The organism is Maribacter chungangensis (assembly GCF_042676845.1).
Taxonomy (GTDB): Bacteria; Bacteroidota; Bacteroidia; order Flavobacteriales; family Flavobacteriaceae; genus Maribacter; species Maribacter chungangensis.
On record NZ_JBHTHY010000003.1, the window covers coordinates 1,056,847 to 1,071,306 of the forward strand.

Consider the following 14,460-nt stretch of genomic DNA (forward strand, 5'->3'; position numbering starts at 1 on the left):
AATGAGAAAAAGACAGGCAAAAAAACGTCCACTTTTACCAGACCCAAGATTTAACGATCAGTTAGTTACCAGATTCGTTAATATGATGATGTGGGATGGGAAAAAGTCAGTAGCATTTAGTGTATTTTACGATGCTATCGATATCGTGGACGCCAAAAAGACAGACGAAGAAAAAACAGCCTTAGAGCTGTGGAAGGACGCATTGAGCAATGTAATGCCACACGTTGAAGTGAGAAGCAGGAGAGTTGGTGGTGCTACATTTCAAATACCAATGCAAATACGACCGGATAGAAAAATTTCTACCGCAATGAAATGGCTTATCAGCTATTCTCGAAAGCGAAATGAAAAAGGGATGTCCCAAAAATTGGCGGGAGAGATTTTGGCCGCTTCAAAAGAAGAGGGTGCTGCCGTTAAAAAGCGAGTAGATACGCACAAGATGGCCGAGGCTAACAAAGCATTTTCTCATTTTAGATTTTAAACAGAGATGGCAAGAGATTTAAAACTTACTAGAAACATAGGTATTGCTGCACATATTGATGCAGGTAAAACGACCACAACGGAGCGTATTTTATTTTACACGGGTGTTTCGCACAAGATAGGTGAAGTGCATGATGGCGCTTCAACGATGGACTGGATGGAGCAAGAAGCTGAGCGTGGTATTACCATTACTTCGGCGGCGACTACATGTGATTGGACATTTCCTAAAGAAAATGGAGAGCCGACCGCAGAGGCGCAGGATTATCATTTCAATATTATAGACACCCCTGGACACGTTGATTTTACGGTAGAGGTAAATCGTTCGTTGCGGGTTCTAGATGGGCTGGTTTTTCTTTTTAGTGCGGTAGATGGTGTTGAGCCACAATCCGAGACTAACTGGAGGCTGGCTGATAATTACAAAGTGCCTAGAATCGGTTTTGTTAATAAAATGGACCGTCAAGGATCTAACTTCTTGGGTGTTTGTACCCAGGTAAAGGAGATGTTGAAGTCAAATGCAGTTCCAATTGTATTGAATATTGGTGATGAGGGTGATTTCAAAGGAATTGTGGATTTGGTAAAGAATAGGGCGATTGTATGGCACGAGGATAATTACGGGTCTACTTTTGATATCGTCGACATTCCAGAAGACATGAAGGCTGAGGTTCGCAAGTACCGTGCTATGTTGATTGAGGAAGTTGCTAGTTATGATGAGAATCTGCTAGAGAAATTCATGGAGGACGAAGACTCTATTACAGAGGATGAGGTCCATGCAGCTCTTAGGGCCGCGGTTATGGATATGGCCATTATACCTATGGTCTGTGGGTCATCGTTCAAAAACAAAGGAGTTCAGTTCTTATTGGACGCCGTTTGTAGGTATTTGCCTTCTCCGTTGGATAGGGATAATATTGTTGGTGTAAACCCGGATACCGGTAAAGAAGAGTTGCGTAAGCCTAGTGTAAAGGAGCCGTTCGCGGCCTTGGCGTTTAAAATTGCCACAGATCCATTTGTTGGTCGTTTGGCATTTTTCCGCGCATACTCGGGGCGTTTGGATGCCGGTTCTTATATATTGAATAACCGTTCCGGAAAAAAAGAGCGTATTTCACGTATCTACCAGATGCATTCCAACAAGCAAAATGCTATTGATTTTATTGAAGCAGGTGATATTGGAGCTGCCGTAGGTTTTAAGGATATAAAGACTGGGGACACTATGTCCTCCGAAAAGCATCCTATTGTTTTGGAAAGTATGGATTTCCCTGATCCCGTAATCGGTATTGCAGTGGAGCCCAAGACCAAGGTCGATGTGGATAAACTAGGAATGGCCTTGGCCAAGTTGGCCGAAGAGGATCCGACGTTCCAAGTGAAAACGGACGAAGCTTCTGGCCAAACAATTATATCCGGTATGGGTGAGCTTCACTTGGATATTATCGTGGATCGTTTAAGAAGAGAATTCAAGGTTGAGGTAAACCAAGGTGAGCCTCAGGTTGAATATAAAGAAGCGCTTACTAAAATGGCTGCGCACCGAGAGACGTACAAGAAACAATCTGGTGGTCGTGGTAAGTTCGGGGATATTGTTTTTGAAATGAGTCCTGCCGATGAAGATTTCGAAGGCGAAGGATTACAGTTCGTCGATGAAATCAAAGGTGGTCGCATTCCTAAGGAATTTATACCATCTGTTGAAAAAGGTTTCGCCGCTGCAATGCAGAACGGTCCTTTGGCCGGATTTGAAATGGATACTATGAAAGTGGTATTAAAGGATGGTTCTTTTCATGCCGTGGATTCTGATGCACTCTCCTTTGAGTTGGCTGCAAAAATGGGGTACAAAGCCGCAGGTAAAGCTGCAGGTGCTGTCATTATGGAGCCAATAATGAAGATTGAGGTGATTACGCCGGAAGAGAACATGGGCGATATTGTTGGTGATTTAAACCGTAGAAGGGGAACCATTAGCGATATGAGTGACCGTGCAGGTGCCAAGGTCGTAAGAGGTGAAGTTCCTTTGTCCGAAATGTTCGGTTATGTAACCTCGCTAAGGACATTATCTTCTGGTAGAGCCACGTCAACAATGGAATTTTCACATTATGCCCAAACACCTTCAAATATATCTGAAGAAGTGATTAAAAAGGCCAAAGGTATAACAGCATAAATTAAGGGAATGAGTCAGAAAATTAGAATAAAATTAAAATCTTACGATTACAACTTGGTGGACAAGTCGGCGGAAAAGATCGTAAAAACGGTAAAGACTACCGGTGCTGTTGTTACAGGTCCAATTCCTTTGCCAACACACAAGAAAATATTCACTGTTTTGAGGTCTCCTCACGTAAACAAGAAGTCAAGGGAGCAGTTTCAGTTGAGTTCTTACAAGCGTTTACTGGATATTTACAGTTCTTCTTCAAAAACTATTGACGCGCTCATGAAATTAGAGCTGCCAAGTGGTGTTGAAGTGGAGATAAAAGTGTAAATTTGCAAACCTTTTGGTAAAAAAGAGGTTTTACATGTCCCGAGCCGCGTGCAAGGGAAAAACGGATAAAAATAATTTAGGGTTAAATTGTTTTGGCCCTATTTTTTTGAATTGAATTTAAATAGTAATAATTAATATAAATAGTATGTCTGGGTTAATAGGAAAAAAAGTAGGCATGACCAGTCTTTTTGACGAGAATGGAAAAAATATTCCATGTACCGTTATACAAGCTGGGCCATGTGTTGTTACCCAAGTCAGAACCGAAGAAGTTGATGGGTATAATGCGCTTCAACTTGGTTTCGATGACAAGGCAGAAAAACGTGCTAATAAGGCCGAGATCGGTCACTTTAAAAAAGCAGGTGCTTCTCCAAAGAAAAAAGTCGTTGAGTTTTCAGGTTTTGATGGGGATTACAAATTGGGGGACACCGTGGGTGTCGATGTTTTTGTAGAAGGAGAATTTGTTGATGTCGTAGGTACTTCAAAAGGTAAGGGGTTCCAAGGGGTTGTAAAGCGCCATGGTTTTGCCGGTGTAGGACAAGCGACACATGGTCAACATAACAGGCTTAGGGCTCCAGGTTCCATTGGTGCGGCTTCGTATCCTGCTAGAGTTTTCAAAGGAATGAAAATGGCAGGTAGAATGGGAACCGATAGGGTAACGGTTCAAAACCTAAGGGTGTTGAAAGTAGTTCCGGAAAAAAATCTTTTAGTTGTTAAAGGTTGTGTTCCTGGTCATAAAAACGCTTATGTAACTATTGAGAAGTAATGAAGGTAGCAGTTTTAGATATTAAAGGAAAAGACACGGGTAGGAAGGCAGAGCTTTCGGATCAGGTGTACGGTATAGAGCCCAATAATCATGCAGTTTATTTAGATGTTAAGCAGTACCTTGCTCATCAAAGGCAAGGAACGCACAAGGCTAAGGAAAGAGCAGAGATTGCTGGTAGTACTAGAAAGATTAAGAAACAAAAAGGTACGGGTACCGCTAGAGCGGGTAGTATAAAGTCTCCAATTTTTAGAGGTGGTGGACGTATTTTTGGCCCTAGACCAAAGGATTACACCCAAAAATTGAACAAAAACTTAAAGCGTTTGGCACGAAAATCAGCTTTGACCTTAAAGTCTCGGGAAAAGTCGATTTTAGTGGTAGAGGACTTCGATTTTGATGCTCCAAAAACAAAAGATTTTGTTGCGGTTTTAAAGTCTTTGGGCTTGGAAAGTAAAAAGTCTTTATTTGTGTTGGGCGATTCAAATAAAGGTGTATATTTGTCTTCTCGTAATTTAGCCCATTCAGAGGTTATAACAAGCTCAGAATTAAGCACTTACAAAATATTAAATGCAAAAAGTCTTGTGTTGTTGGAGAGCGCTTTGGAGGGAATTGAATTGAATTTAAACAAGTAGGACCATGAGTGTGTTAATAAAACCCATCATAACGGAGAAGATGACAGCTGATAGCGAACTAAACAATCGTTACGGTTTTATTGTTGATCCTAGGGCTAACAAAATTCAGATTAAGGATGCTGTTGAGGCAACTTATGGGGTATCTGTTAAAAAGGTGCGTACAATGAATTACGGGCCTTCCCGAAAATCCAGGTTTACCAAAACCGGGGTTCAGCATGGAAAGACAAATGCTATTAAGAAAGCGGTCGTTGATGTTGTTGAGGGTGATATCATCGATTTTTACAGTAATCTATAAAGACAAAGAATGTCAGTTAGAAAATTAAAACCAGTCACTCCTGGACAGCGTTTTAGAGTAGTTAACGGATTTGACGCCATTACTACTGATAAGCCGGAGAAGAGCTTGCTCGCTCCGTTAAAAAAGTCCGGAGGTAGAAACAGTCAAGGTAAGATGACCATACGCCAGAAAGGTGGTGGTCATAAAAGAAGATATCGTGTTATCGATTTCAAAAGGGACAGGCGTGATGTGCTTGCTACGGTCGCTTCTATCGAGTATGATCCCAATAGAACGGCGTTTGTCGCTTTATTGTCGTATGCTGATGGGGAAAAGCGATATATTATAGCTCAAAATGGTCTAGAAGTAGGTCAGCAGGTAATGTCCGGTTCCAATGCCACTCCAGAAATCGGGAATGCGTTGCCTTTGATCGATATTCCTTTAGGGACTATAATTTCATGTATAGAATTACGTCCTGGACAGGGTGCTGTTATGGCGCGTAGTGCAGGAACCTTTGCTCAGTTGATGGCCAAGGACGGTAAGTTTGTTACTGTTAAGATGCCTTCGGGTGAAACAAGATTGATACTTTCAGGTTGTATGGCGACGATTGGAGCCATATCTAACTCGGACCATCAATTATTGGTTTCCGGTAAGGCCGGTAGAAGCAGATGGTTGGGAAGAAGGCCAAGAACAAGGCCGGTAGCTATGAACCCTGTGGATCACCCAATGGGAGGTGGAGAAGGAAGAGCATCGGGTGGTCATCCAAGATCTAGGAACGGTATTCCTGCGAAAGGTTTTAGAACGCGTTCCAAGACTAAGAGCACAAACAAGTATATAATAGAACGTAGAAAGAAATAAAACTAGAAAGAAATGGCACGTTCACTAAAAAAAGGACCTTACGTTCATTACAGCTTGGAGAAGAAAATCCAACAGAGCGCATCCTCGGGTAAAAAGTCGGTTATCAAGACATGGTCAAGAGCTTCGATGATTACACCCGATTTTGTAGGGATGACGATAGCGGTTCATAATGGAAGACAATTTGTACCAGTTTTCGTTACTGAAAATATGGTTGGTCACAAATTGGGAGAATTTTCACCAACAAGATCTTTTAGAGGTCATGCAGGTGCAAAAAACAAAGGAAAAAAGTAAGCTATGGGAGTTCGTAAAAAACAAATGGCCGAAAGAATAAAGGCAGAAAAGAAGAAAGTTGCTTTTGCAAAGTTGAACAATTGTCCAACTTCCCCTAGAAAGATGAGACTTGTTGCGGATTTAATTCGTGGTGAGAAGGTAGAAAAGGCCTTGGCCATACTTCGTTTCAATAGTAAGGAGGCTTCAAGAAAGTTGGAGAAGCTGTTGTTGTCAGCTTTGGCTAATTGGCAAGCTAAGAATGAGGACGCAAATGTTGAAGACGCGGAATTGGTGGTTGCAGAGATTAGAGTGGATGGTGGGACGATGTTGAAGAGGCTTAGACCAGCACCACAAGGAAGAGCGCATAGAATTAGAAAACGTTCCAACCATGTAACATTGGTTTTGGGGTCTAACAATAATATAGTAAGCTAGAATGGGACAGAAAACAAATCCAATAGGAAATCGTCTTGGAATCATCAGAGGTTGGGAATCCAACTGGTATGGTGGCAACGATTATGGTGACAAGCTTGCTGAGGATAGTAAGATTAGAAAATATATTCATGCCAGACTTTCTAAAGCTAGTGTTTCAAGGGTAATCATTGAGCGTACCTTGAAGTTGATCACTGTGACGGTTACAACCGCTAGGCCGGGTATCATTATTGGTAAGGGAGGTCAAGAGGTTGATAAGCTTAAAGAAGAGCTTAAGAAAATTACCGGCAAGGAAGTTCAGATCAACATATATGAGATCAAGCGTCCAGAAGTAGATGCAAACTTGGTCGCTGCTAGTATAGCGCGTCAGATCGAAAGTAGAATTTCTTTCAGAAGAGCGATCAAAATGTCTATTACCGCGGCCATGAGAATGAATGCCGAAGGTATAAAGGTGCAGATATCCGGTAGGTTGAACGGCGCGGAAATGGCTCGTTCGGAATCCTATAAGGACGGTAGAATTCCTTTGTCTACGTTCAGGGCCGATATCGATTATGCAATGCATGAGGCTCAGACTACCTATGGAAAATTAGGTATTAAAGTATGGATCATGAAGGGTGAGGTCTACGGTAAAAGAGAATTGTCTCCGTTGGTAGGAATGCAGAAAGGGCAGTCTAAGGGGTCAGGTAATCAAGATGGTGGAAGAAAGCCACGTCGTAGAAAGTAATTTTTAAAGAAGTAAAGAAATGTTACAACCGAAAAGAACGAAGTTTCGTAAAATGCAGAAGGGCCGTATGAAGGGTAACACCGGAAGAGGCCATCAGCTTTCAAATGGTATGTTCGGTATAAAGTCTGTTGGAGATGCAGCTTTTTTAACCTCGCGACAAATTGAAGCTGCACGTATCGCTGCTACTAGATATATGAAAAGGGAAGGTCAGTTATGGATCAAGGTTTTTCCGGACAAGCCTATCACCAAGAAGCCTTTGGAGGTTCGTATGGGTAAAGGTAAAGGAGCTCCGGAGTACTTTGTAGCCGTAGTGAAGCCAGGTAGAATAATGTTTGAAGTTGGTGGGGTGTCTATGGATATTGCTAAGGAAGCACTTCGGTTGGCTGCTCAAAAACTTCCCGTTAAAACAAAGTTTATTGTTGCAAGGGATTATTCACTTGATAATTAATCGTAAGAAATTATGAAAAAACAAGAAGTAAAAGAATTGTCTGTCGAAGGACTTACGGAAAAACTTATCGAGTATAAGAAACAACATGCGGATTTAAAAATGGCTCATTTTGTAACGCCTTTGGAGAATCCTCTTCAGATTAGGAAAGTTAGAAGAACTGTTGCTAGATTGGCTACGGAATTAACAAATAGGGAAAACCAATAACTGGTTCTGCTTTATGGAAGAAAAGAGAAATTTAAGAAAGGAAAGAGTAGGGGTTGTAACTAGCAACAAAATGGAGAAGTCCATAGTTGTTGCCGAGGTAAAGCGTGTAAAGCACCCTATGTACGGTAAATTCGTTTTAAAGACGAAGAAATACGTTGCGCACGACGAGAAAAATGACTGCAGAGAAGGTGATACGGTAAAAATTATGGAGACACGTCCTATGAGTAAAACCAAATGTTGGAGGTTAGTAGAAATCCTAGAAAGAGCCAAATAAGTTATGTTACAGCAAGAATCTAGATTAAAGGTAGCGGATAATACGGGAGCGAAAGAGGTTTTAACTATTCGTGTCCTAGGTGGGACCAAAAGAAGATATGCTTCTATTGGAGACAAAATCGTGGTAACTGTAAAGGAAGCTACTCCTAATGGTGGTATAAAAAAGGGTGCGGTTTCTACCGCAGTCGTGGTACGTACCAAAAAGGAGGTTAGAAGACCAGATGGTTCGTATATCAGATTTGATGATAATGCGTGTGTGCTTTTGAATCCTACCGGGGAAATGCGGGGTACTAGGGTTTTTGGACCAGTAGCCAGAGAGCTTAGGGATAAGCAGTTTATGAAAATTGTATCATTGGCCCCAGAGGTACTATAATAGATTTCAGAAGATGAGAAAGTTAAAAATAAAAACAGGAGATACGGTTAGGGTTACTGCTGGAGACCATAAAGGTTCCGAGGGTAAAGTTGTATTAGTAAATCTTGAAAAGAACAAAGCCATTGTTGAAGGTGTTAATTTGGTCTCTAAACATGAGAAGCCAAGTGCAAAGAACCCGCAAGGTGGTATTGTTAAAAAAGAGGCGTTATTACATATATCAAATCTTGCACTTATCGATTCTAAAACTGGTGAGACTACCAGAGTTGGTTATGATGTAAGGGATGGTAAAAAAGTAAGATTTTCCAAGAAATCCAATGAAGTAATTTAGTTATGGCTTACGTTGCAAGATTAAAGAAAGAATATAAGGAGCGAATAGTGTCTGCGCTCACTGAGGAATTTGGTTACAAAAATGTAATGCAGGTGCCTAAGTTAGAAAAAATAGTTGTCAGCAGAGGTGTTGGTGCAGCGGTAGCCGATAAAAAGCTAATCGATCATGCCGTTGATGAGATGACGATGATAACAGGGCAAAAGGCGATTGCTACGATGTCTAAAAAGGATGTTGCCGCTTTCAAATTAAGAAAGGGTATGCCCATCGGTGCAAAAGTTACCTTGCGCGGGGAACGTATGTACGAATTTTTAGATAGGTTGGTTACTTCGGCCTTGCCTAGGGTACGGGATTTTCAAGGAATTAGAGCCACAGGTTTTGATGGTCGTGGCAATTACAATCTTGGTATTACCGAACAGATTATTTTTCCTGAGATAAATATTGATAAAATCAATCGCATCAATGGTATGGATATAACTTTCGTTACATCCGCCAATACGGATAAAGAAGCAAAATCATTATTAACAGAAATGGGATTACCTTTTAAAAAGAACTAGTATGGCTAAAGAATCAATGAAGGCCCGTGAAAGAAAAAGGGCAAGAACTGTAGCTAAGTATGCTGAAAAGCGTAAGGCTTTGAAAGAGGCCGGAGATTATGAGGCGTTACAGAAATTGCCAAAAAATGCTTCACCGGTAAGAATGCACAATAGATGTAAGTTAACCGGTAGACCAAAAGGTTACATGAGAACTTTTGGCATTTCTAGGGTAACCTTCAGGGAAATGGCCAATCAAGGTTTGATTCCCGGAGTTAGGAAAGCAAGCTGGTAAAAAAGTAGAAAAAAGTTAAATGGTTGTAGGTTTAGCGCAATGCTAAAAACCATAACCGAATTATATATAAATGGTAACAGATACTATAGCAGATTATCTAACTAGGGTTAGAAACGCAAGTAGAGCGGGACACAGGGTAGTTGAAATCCCTGCTTCCAATCTAAAAAAGGAGATAACTAAAATCCTATTCGATCAAGGATATATTTTAAGTTATAAGTTTGAGGCCGATAAGGTACAAGGGAGCATTAAAATTGCTTTGAAGTACGACAAGATAACCAAGGAGCCCGTAATCAGAAAAATACAGCGTATCAGTAAGCCTGGTCTTCGTAAGTATGCTCCAAGTCAAGAACTGCCAAGGGTATTAAATGGTTTGGGTATTGCGATTGTATCTACTTCGCACGGCGTAATGACAAGTAAGCAGGCAAAGGCTGAAAATGTTGGTGGTGAGGTCTTATGCTACGTTTATTAATCGATTAAAGAGTTAAGAAGATGTCTAGAATAGGTAATAATCCGATAGCGATTCCTGAGGGAGTTACAGTTGAAATTAGCGAGAACTTAGTTACGGTAAAAGGTAAGTTGGGTGAGTTGACACAAGAATTTTCAGGTGTTTCGGTAAAAATAGAAGATGGGCAGGCTTGGGTTACAAGACCGTCGGACTCAAAGGAACATAAATCAATGCACGGACTTTACCGTTCGTTGGTGCTAAATATGATAGAAGGTGTATCTAAAGGATGGACCAAGGAATTGGAATTGGTAGGTGTTGGGTACCGTGCCAGCAATCAAGGACAAAAGCTGGATCTTGCGTTAGGTTTTTCCCATAACATTGTTTTTGATATTGCACCAGAAGTGAAAGTGGAAACAATCTCGGAGAAAGGTAAAAATCCAATCGTAAAATTAACTTCTCACGATAAGCAACTTGTGGGACATATTGCTGCCAAAATCAGGTCATTTAGAAGACCTGAGCCTTATAAAGGAAAAGGTATCAAGTTTGTTGGTGAAATATTAAGAAGAAAGGCTGGTAAGTCAGCTTAATAAGAATATTATGAGATTATCAAAAACACAAAGGAAATATAGAATCCGAAGAAGGATCCGAAAGGTCTCTTCTGGAACTGCGGCTAGACCTAGATTATCTGTATTTAGAAGTAACAGCGAGATTTATGCGCAGTTAATAGACGACGTTAATGGTACTACTTTGGCATCTGCATCTTCTCGAGATAAGGGTATTGCGGGTACCAAGGGTAGCAAAAGTGAAATGGCGGCTATAGTAGGTAAGTCTGTTGCCGAAAAGGCACTGAAGGCAGGATTGGAAAAGGTTGCTTTCGATAGAGGCGGAAATTTATATCACGGAAGGGTTAAATCTTTGGCTGAAGGGGCAAGGGAGGCTGGTCTTAAATTTTAATATAACAGTATGTTTCAGAAATACAAAAACGTAGAAACCGTTAAGCCAGGAGGTTTAGATCTTAAAGATAGGTTGGTCGGAATACAACGTGTAACCAAAGTAACCAAAGGTGGTAGGGCTTTTGGCTTTTCAGCTATTGTTGTGGTTGGTGATGAGAATGGCGTTGTAGGACATGGTCTTGGTAAGTCTAAAGAGGTTGCTACTGCAATTGCAAAGGCTATAGAGGACGGAAAGAAGAACTTAATTCGTATTCCGTTGAACAAAGGAACCCTGCCGCATGAGCAAAAGGGAAAGTTTGGTGGAGCGCGTGTGTACATCCAACCTGCATCACAGGGTACGGGTGTTATTGCAGGAGGTGCCGTGAGAGCGGTCTTGGAGGCCGTTGGGGTGCATGATGTTTTGTCAAAATCACAAGGTTCATCCAATCCTCATAACGTTGTAAAGGCGACTTTTGATGCGCTGTTACAATTACGTGATGCAGGAACAATAGCAAAACAAAGAGGAGTTTCTTTGGAGAAAGTTTTTAAAGGCTAAGAAAGCAATTATGGCAAAGATTAAAGTAAAGCTAGTTAAGAGTAGCATTAAAAAGCCCCAGAATCAGAAAAGGACTTTAATAGCTCTAGGATTGAAAAGGATAGGACAGGTTGTGGAACATGATAACACACCGAACATCCTTGGAATGATAAATAAAGTTGAACATTTAGTTTCTACAGAAGAAGCTTAAATATAAGATCTAATGAATTTAAGTAATCTACAACCTGCCGAAGGTTCAGTAAATAGGGACGGAAAACGTTTAGGAAGAGGCCAAGGTTCCGGCAAGGGAGGTACCGCCGCTAGGGGTCATAAAGGTGCGAAGTCTAGGTCCGGTTATTCAAAGAAAATTGGTTTCGAAGGTGGTCAAATGCCATTGCAGCGTAGAGTGCCAAAATTCGGTTTTACCAATATTAACAGAAAGGAATATCAAGGTATAAACTTGGACGTTCTGCAGCAATTGGTAGATGATAAGGGTGTTAAGGATGTTGTGTCCTTGGATACTTTGATCGAGAATAGGCTAGCGCGTAAAAATGAGTTGGTTAAAATTTTAGGTGGCGGTGAATTGAAAGCTTCTCTTAAAGTTTCGGCACATAAGTTTAGCGCTTCGGCAAAAGCTGCAATAGAGGCTGCTGGTGGTGAGGCAATATCTTTATAAGCATACAAAGAGAACATGAAGAAGTTTATTGATACATTATCCAATATTTGGAAGATAGAGGAGCTAAGAAATAGGATACTTATTACTTTAGGTCTTTTGTTGGTCTATAGGTTTGGTTGCCAAATTGTTCTTCCAGGAATTGATACTACCCAGTTAGGTGCATTGGCAGATAGCACCGATCAGGGTATTTTCGGTTTGTTGAATGCATTTACAGGAGGAGCTTTTGCTAACGCATCTATTTTTGCCTTGGGTATTATGCCTTACATATCGGCTTCTATCGTTGTTCAGCTTATGGGAATCGCAATACCGTATCTCCAAAAGTTACAGAAAGAAGGGGAAAGTGGTCGTAAGACAATCAATCAGATTACAAGATGGTTGACTATCGCAATTTGTATTGTTCAAGCTCCTGCTTATTTATATGGTTTAGAGGCGTTCGGAGTTAGAGATACAGCTTTTTTGCTTGGTAAAGGCCTTGATTTTATGGTGCCGGCGGTAATTATTTTGGTTACAGGTTGTGTGTTTGCCATGTGGTTGGGCGAAAAGATTACGGACAAAGGTATTGGTAATGGTATATCCCTATTGATTATGATAGGTATTATAGCAACAATGCCACAGTCATTTGTTCAGGAATTTATATCTAGGACTACCGATAACAATGGGGGTCTTATGTTTATCCTTATTGAAGTAATATTGTGGTTCTTGGTTATACTTGCATGTGTATTGTTAGTGATGGCAACACGTCAGATTCCCGTGCAGTACGCTAGAAGAACAGCGTCAGGTGGATATGAGAAAAATGTAATGGGATCTAGACAGTATATCCCGTTAAAGTTAAACGCTTCAGGAGTTATGCCTATTATATTCGCGCAAGCTATTATGTTCGTGCCCGGTCTAATAGGAAGTACATTTGATGACACTGCTTTTGGACAATGGATGCAAGTTGAGTTCTCCAATATCTTTGGATGGGCGTATAACATTTTGTTCGCGGTATTGATAATCATTTTCACTTATTTCTACACGGCGATTACCGTTCCTACCAATAAAATGGCCGATGATTTAAAACGGAGCGGAGGTTTTATACCAGGAATTAGGCCAGGGAAAGAGACAGGTGATTTCCTCGACAAGATTATGTCGTTGATAACATTGCCAGGCTCAGTATTCTTGGCATTATTAGCGATACTTCCTGCAGTGGTTGTATCTTTGCTAAATGTTCAGGCCGGATGGGCTTTGTTCTATGGTGGTACATCATTGTTAATTATGGTGGGTGTGGCCATAGATACGGTTCAACAAGTGAATTCGTATTTATTGAACAGGCATTATGATGGGCTGATGAAATCTGGAAAAAATAGAAAAGTAGCATAATTTATGGCTAAACAGGCAGCAATAGAACAAGATGGAGCTATTATTGAGGCATTGTCAAATGCAATGTTTCGGGTAGAATTAGAAAATGGTCATGTGGTAACGGCGCACATATCAGGTAAGATGCGCATGCATTATATTAAGTTGTTACCGGGGGATAAGGTGAAGTTGGAGATGAGCCCTTATGACCTTACAAAAGCAAGAATTACTTATAGATATTAAGATACAAGATGAAAGTAAGAGCATCAGTTAAGAAAAGAAGTGTGGACTGTAAGATTGTTCGCAGAAAAGGGAGGTTGTACGTAATCAACAAAAAGAATCCTAGATTTAAACAAAGACAAGGGTAGTTATGGCAAGAATCGCGGGTATAGATATACCAAAACAAAAAAGAGGCGTGATAGCCTTGACTTATATTTTTGGAATCGGAAGAAGTAGGTCTAAAGAGATTTTAGAAAAAGCACAGGTAAGTGAGGATACTAAGGTTTCCGACTGGAACGATGATGAAATTGGTAGAATCAGGGAGGCTGTTTCGTCGTTTACAATTGAAGGTGAGCTTCGTTCGGAAACGCAATTGAACATTAAGCGATTAATGGATATTGGATGTTATAGAGGTATTCGTCATAGATCAGGATTGCCGTTAAGAGGTCAGCGTACAAAAAATAACTCTAGGACCAGAAAAGGAAAGCGTAAAACAGTGGCGAACAAGAAGAAAGCTACTAAATAATAGATAGGTATGGCAAAGTCAAATACTAAGGCAACCAAGAAACGTAAGGTGATAGTAGATTCTGTTGGTGAAGCTCACATAAGCGCTTCATTTAACAATATCATAATCTCGTTGACGAATAAAAAAGGAGATGTTATTTCATGGTCCTCTGCTGGTAAGCTTGGATTTAGAGGTTCTAAAAAGAATACTCCTTATGCTGCCCAGGTAGCGGCCGAAGATTGTTCTAAGGTTGCTCATGAGGCCGGGCTTAGAAAGGTTAAGGTTTATGTTAAGGGACCTGGGAATGGAAGGGAATCCGCCATTCGTTCGTTACACAATTCCGGTATCGAGGTAACGGAAATCATCGATGTTACGCCTATGCCACACAATGGTTGTAGGCCACCAAAAAGAAGAAGAGTTTAATTAATTTATATATTTCATAGAAGGTGTAGTTACGATTATCGAAGGATAAGCCTTAATTCATAA

Annotated in this window: 28 protein-coding genes; all 28 read left to right on the top strand. The window is 40.7% G+C overall.

All coding sequences use genetic code 11. The features are described 5' to 3' along the window. Position 1: 1 nt before the first annotated feature. The 28 genes from rpsG (at position 2) to rpsK (ending at position 14,397) form a co-directional block, all read left to right on the top strand. Positions 2 to 478, top strand: coding sequence for a 30S ribosomal protein S7 (rpsG, locus tag ACFQZJ_RS04345; protein ID WP_379932574.1), 477 nt, complete (start codon positions 2 to 4; stop codon positions 476 to 478). A gap of 6 nt (positions 479 to 484) precedes the next feature. Then, entirely contained in the window at positions 485 to 2,617 is a 2,133-nt protein-coding gene (gene fusA, locus ACFQZJ_RS04350) for an elongation factor G (protein ID WP_379932575.1), read from the top strand. Positions 2,618 to 2,626: 9 nt separating this feature from the next. Beyond that, positions 2,627 to 2,932: a 30S ribosomal protein S10 gene (gene rpsJ, locus ACFQZJ_RS04355; protein ID WP_008613600.1), complete on the top strand. Its 306-nt coding sequence runs from the start codon at positions 2,627 to 2,629 to the stop codon at positions 2,930 to 2,932. 145 nt (positions 2,933 to 3,077) lie between these two features. Next, positions 3,078 to 3,695: a 50S ribosomal protein L3 gene (rplC, locus tag ACFQZJ_RS04360; protein WP_379932576.1), complete on the top strand. Its 618-nt coding sequence runs from the start codon at positions 3,078 to 3,080 to the stop codon at positions 3,693 to 3,695. Beyond that, positions 3,695 to 4,324 carry a 50S ribosomal protein L4 gene (gene rplD / locus ACFQZJ_RS04365; protein WP_379932577.1) on the top strand — a complete coding sequence of 210 codons (630 nt, stop codon included), beginning with the start codon at positions 3,695 to 3,697 and terminating at the stop codon, positions 4,322 to 4,324. Before rplC ends, rplD begins: the two co-directional genes overlap by 1 nt. Positions 4,325 to 4,328: 4 nt before the next feature. Then, positions 4,329 to 4,619 (top strand): 50S ribosomal protein L23, encoded by a 291-nt coding sequence (rplW, locus tag ACFQZJ_RS04370; protein WP_379932579.1) that lies wholly within the window; start codon positions 4,329 to 4,331, stop codon positions 4,617 to 4,619. Positions 4,620 to 4,628: 9 nt separating this feature from the next. After that, the gene (gene rplB, locus ACFQZJ_RS04375) at positions 4,629 to 5,453 is read left to right on the top strand and encodes a 50S ribosomal protein L2 (RefSeq protein ID WP_379932581.1); all 825 of its coding nucleotides are present in this window, start codon (positions 4,629 to 4,631) and stop codon (positions 5,451 to 5,453) included. 12 nt (positions 5,454 to 5,465) lie between these two features. Then, entirely contained in the window at positions 5,466 to 5,744 is a 279-nt protein-coding gene (gene rpsS / locus ACFQZJ_RS04380; protein ID WP_027078352.1) for a 30S ribosomal protein S19, read from the top strand. Positions 5,745 to 5,747: 3 nt separating this feature from the next. Beyond that, positions 5,748 to 6,155 carry a 50S ribosomal protein L22 gene (gene rplV / locus ACFQZJ_RS04385; protein ID WP_379932582.1) on the top strand — a complete coding sequence of 136 codons (408 nt, stop codon included), beginning with the start codon at positions 5,748 to 5,750 and terminating at the stop codon, positions 6,153 to 6,155. A gap of 1 nt (position 6,156) precedes the next feature. Beyond that, a complete protein-coding gene (gene rpsC, locus ACFQZJ_RS04390; RefSeq protein WP_379932584.1) occupies positions 6,157 to 6,876 on the top strand; it encodes a 30S ribosomal protein S3 in 720 nt (239 codons plus the stop codon). A gap of 19 nt (positions 6,877 to 6,895) precedes the next feature. Continuing rightward, a complete protein-coding gene (rplP, locus tag ACFQZJ_RS04395; RefSeq protein WP_379932586.1) occupies positions 6,896 to 7,324 on the top strand; it encodes a 50S ribosomal protein L16 in 429 nt (142 codons plus the stop codon). Between the two features lie 12 nt (positions 7,325 to 7,336). Beyond that, a complete protein-coding gene (rpmC, locus tag ACFQZJ_RS04400; RefSeq protein WP_027078356.1) occupies positions 7,337 to 7,528 on the top strand; it encodes a 50S ribosomal protein L29 in 192 nt (63 codons plus the stop codon). A 13-nt stretch (positions 7,529 to 7,541) separates the two neighbouring features. Continuing rightward, entirely contained in the window at positions 7,542 to 7,802 is a 261-nt protein-coding gene (rpsQ, locus tag ACFQZJ_RS04405; RefSeq protein ID WP_027078357.1) for a 30S ribosomal protein S17, read from the top strand. Positions 7,803 to 7,805: 3 nt separating this feature from the next. Beyond that, the gene (gene rplN, locus ACFQZJ_RS04410) at positions 7,806 to 8,174 is read left to right on the top strand and encodes a 50S ribosomal protein L14 (protein ID WP_013993867.1); all 369 of its coding nucleotides are present in this window, start codon (positions 7,806 to 7,808) and stop codon (positions 8,172 to 8,174) included. A gap of 13 nt (positions 8,175 to 8,187) precedes the next feature. Beyond that, the gene (gene rplX, locus ACFQZJ_RS04415) at positions 8,188 to 8,502 is read left to right on the top strand and encodes a 50S ribosomal protein L24 (protein ID WP_379932588.1); all 315 of its coding nucleotides are present in this window, start codon (positions 8,188 to 8,190) and stop codon (positions 8,500 to 8,502) included. Between the two features lie 2 nt (positions 8,503 to 8,504). Further along, complete coding sequence (gene rplE / locus ACFQZJ_RS04420; RefSeq protein ID WP_379932590.1) at positions 8,505 to 9,056, top strand: 50S ribosomal protein L5; 552 nt, start codon at positions 8,505 to 8,507, stop codon at positions 9,054 to 9,056. A 1-nt stretch (position 9,057) separates the two neighbouring features. Next, complete coding sequence (gene rpsN / locus ACFQZJ_RS04425) at positions 9,058 to 9,327, top strand: 30S ribosomal protein S14 (protein WP_379932592.1); 270 nt, start codon at positions 9,058 to 9,060, stop codon at positions 9,325 to 9,327. A 70-nt stretch (positions 9,328 to 9,397) separates the two neighbouring features. Beyond that, positions 9,398 to 9,796 carry a 30S ribosomal protein S8 gene (gene rpsH / locus ACFQZJ_RS04430; protein WP_379932593.1) on the top strand — a complete coding sequence of 133 codons (399 nt, stop codon included), beginning with the start codon at positions 9,398 to 9,400 and terminating at the stop codon, positions 9,794 to 9,796. Between the two features lie 20 nt (positions 9,797 to 9,816). Next, positions 9,817 to 10,359 carry a 50S ribosomal protein L6 gene (gene rplF, locus ACFQZJ_RS04435; RefSeq protein ID WP_379932594.1) on the top strand — a complete coding sequence of 181 codons (543 nt, stop codon included), beginning with the start codon at positions 9,817 to 9,819 and terminating at the stop codon, positions 10,357 to 10,359. A 10-nt stretch (positions 10,360 to 10,369) separates the two neighbouring features. After that, positions 10,370 to 10,726, top strand: coding sequence for a 50S ribosomal protein L18 (gene rplR / locus ACFQZJ_RS04440; RefSeq protein ID WP_379932595.1), 357 nt, complete (start codon positions 10,370 to 10,372; stop codon positions 10,724 to 10,726). Positions 10,727 to 10,735: 9 nt separating this feature from the next. Then, positions 10,736 to 11,260 (top strand): 30S ribosomal protein S5, encoded by a 525-nt coding sequence (gene rpsE / locus ACFQZJ_RS04445; RefSeq protein ID WP_379932597.1) that lies wholly within the window; start codon positions 10,736 to 10,738, stop codon positions 11,258 to 11,260. Between the two features lie 10 nt (positions 11,261 to 11,270). Then, complete coding sequence (gene rpmD, locus ACFQZJ_RS04450) at positions 11,271 to 11,450, top strand: 50S ribosomal protein L30 (protein ID WP_379932598.1); 180 nt, start codon at positions 11,271 to 11,273, stop codon at positions 11,448 to 11,450. Positions 11,451 to 11,462: 12 nt separating this feature from the next. Next, positions 11,463 to 11,915, top strand: coding sequence for a 50S ribosomal protein L15 (gene rplO / locus ACFQZJ_RS04455; RefSeq protein WP_379932600.1), 453 nt, complete (start codon positions 11,463 to 11,465; stop codon positions 11,913 to 11,915). A gap of 15 nt (positions 11,916 to 11,930) precedes the next feature. After that, positions 11,931 to 13,274, top strand: a complete 1,344-nt coding sequence (secY, locus tag ACFQZJ_RS04460; protein ID WP_379932601.1) for a preprotein translocase subunit SecY — start codon at positions 11,931 to 11,933, stop codon at positions 13,272 to 13,274. A gap of 3 nt (positions 13,275 to 13,277) precedes the next feature. Next, a complete protein-coding gene (gene infA / locus ACFQZJ_RS04465; protein ID WP_027078368.1) occupies positions 13,278 to 13,493 on the top strand; it encodes a translation initiation factor IF-1 in 216 nt (71 codons plus the stop codon). An 8-nt stretch (positions 13,494 to 13,501) separates the two neighbouring features. Beyond that, positions 13,502 to 13,618 (top strand): type B 50S ribosomal protein L36, encoded by a 117-nt coding sequence (gene ykgO, locus ACFQZJ_RS04470; RefSeq protein WP_076732133.1) that lies wholly within the window; start codon positions 13,502 to 13,504, stop codon positions 13,616 to 13,618. A 2-nt stretch (positions 13,619 to 13,620) separates the two neighbouring features. Then, on the top strand, positions 13,621 to 13,995 hold the full coding sequence (gene rpsM / locus ACFQZJ_RS04475; RefSeq protein WP_379932603.1) for a 30S ribosomal protein S13: 375 nt from the start codon (positions 13,621 to 13,623) through the stop codon (positions 13,993 to 13,995). A gap of 9 nt (positions 13,996 to 14,004) precedes the next feature. Further along, positions 14,005 to 14,397 carry a 30S ribosomal protein S11 gene (gene rpsK, locus ACFQZJ_RS04480; RefSeq protein WP_379932604.1) on the top strand — a complete coding sequence of 131 codons (393 nt, stop codon included), beginning with the start codon at positions 14,005 to 14,007 and terminating at the stop codon, positions 14,395 to 14,397. Positions 14,398 to 14,460: the final 63 nt, after the last annotated feature.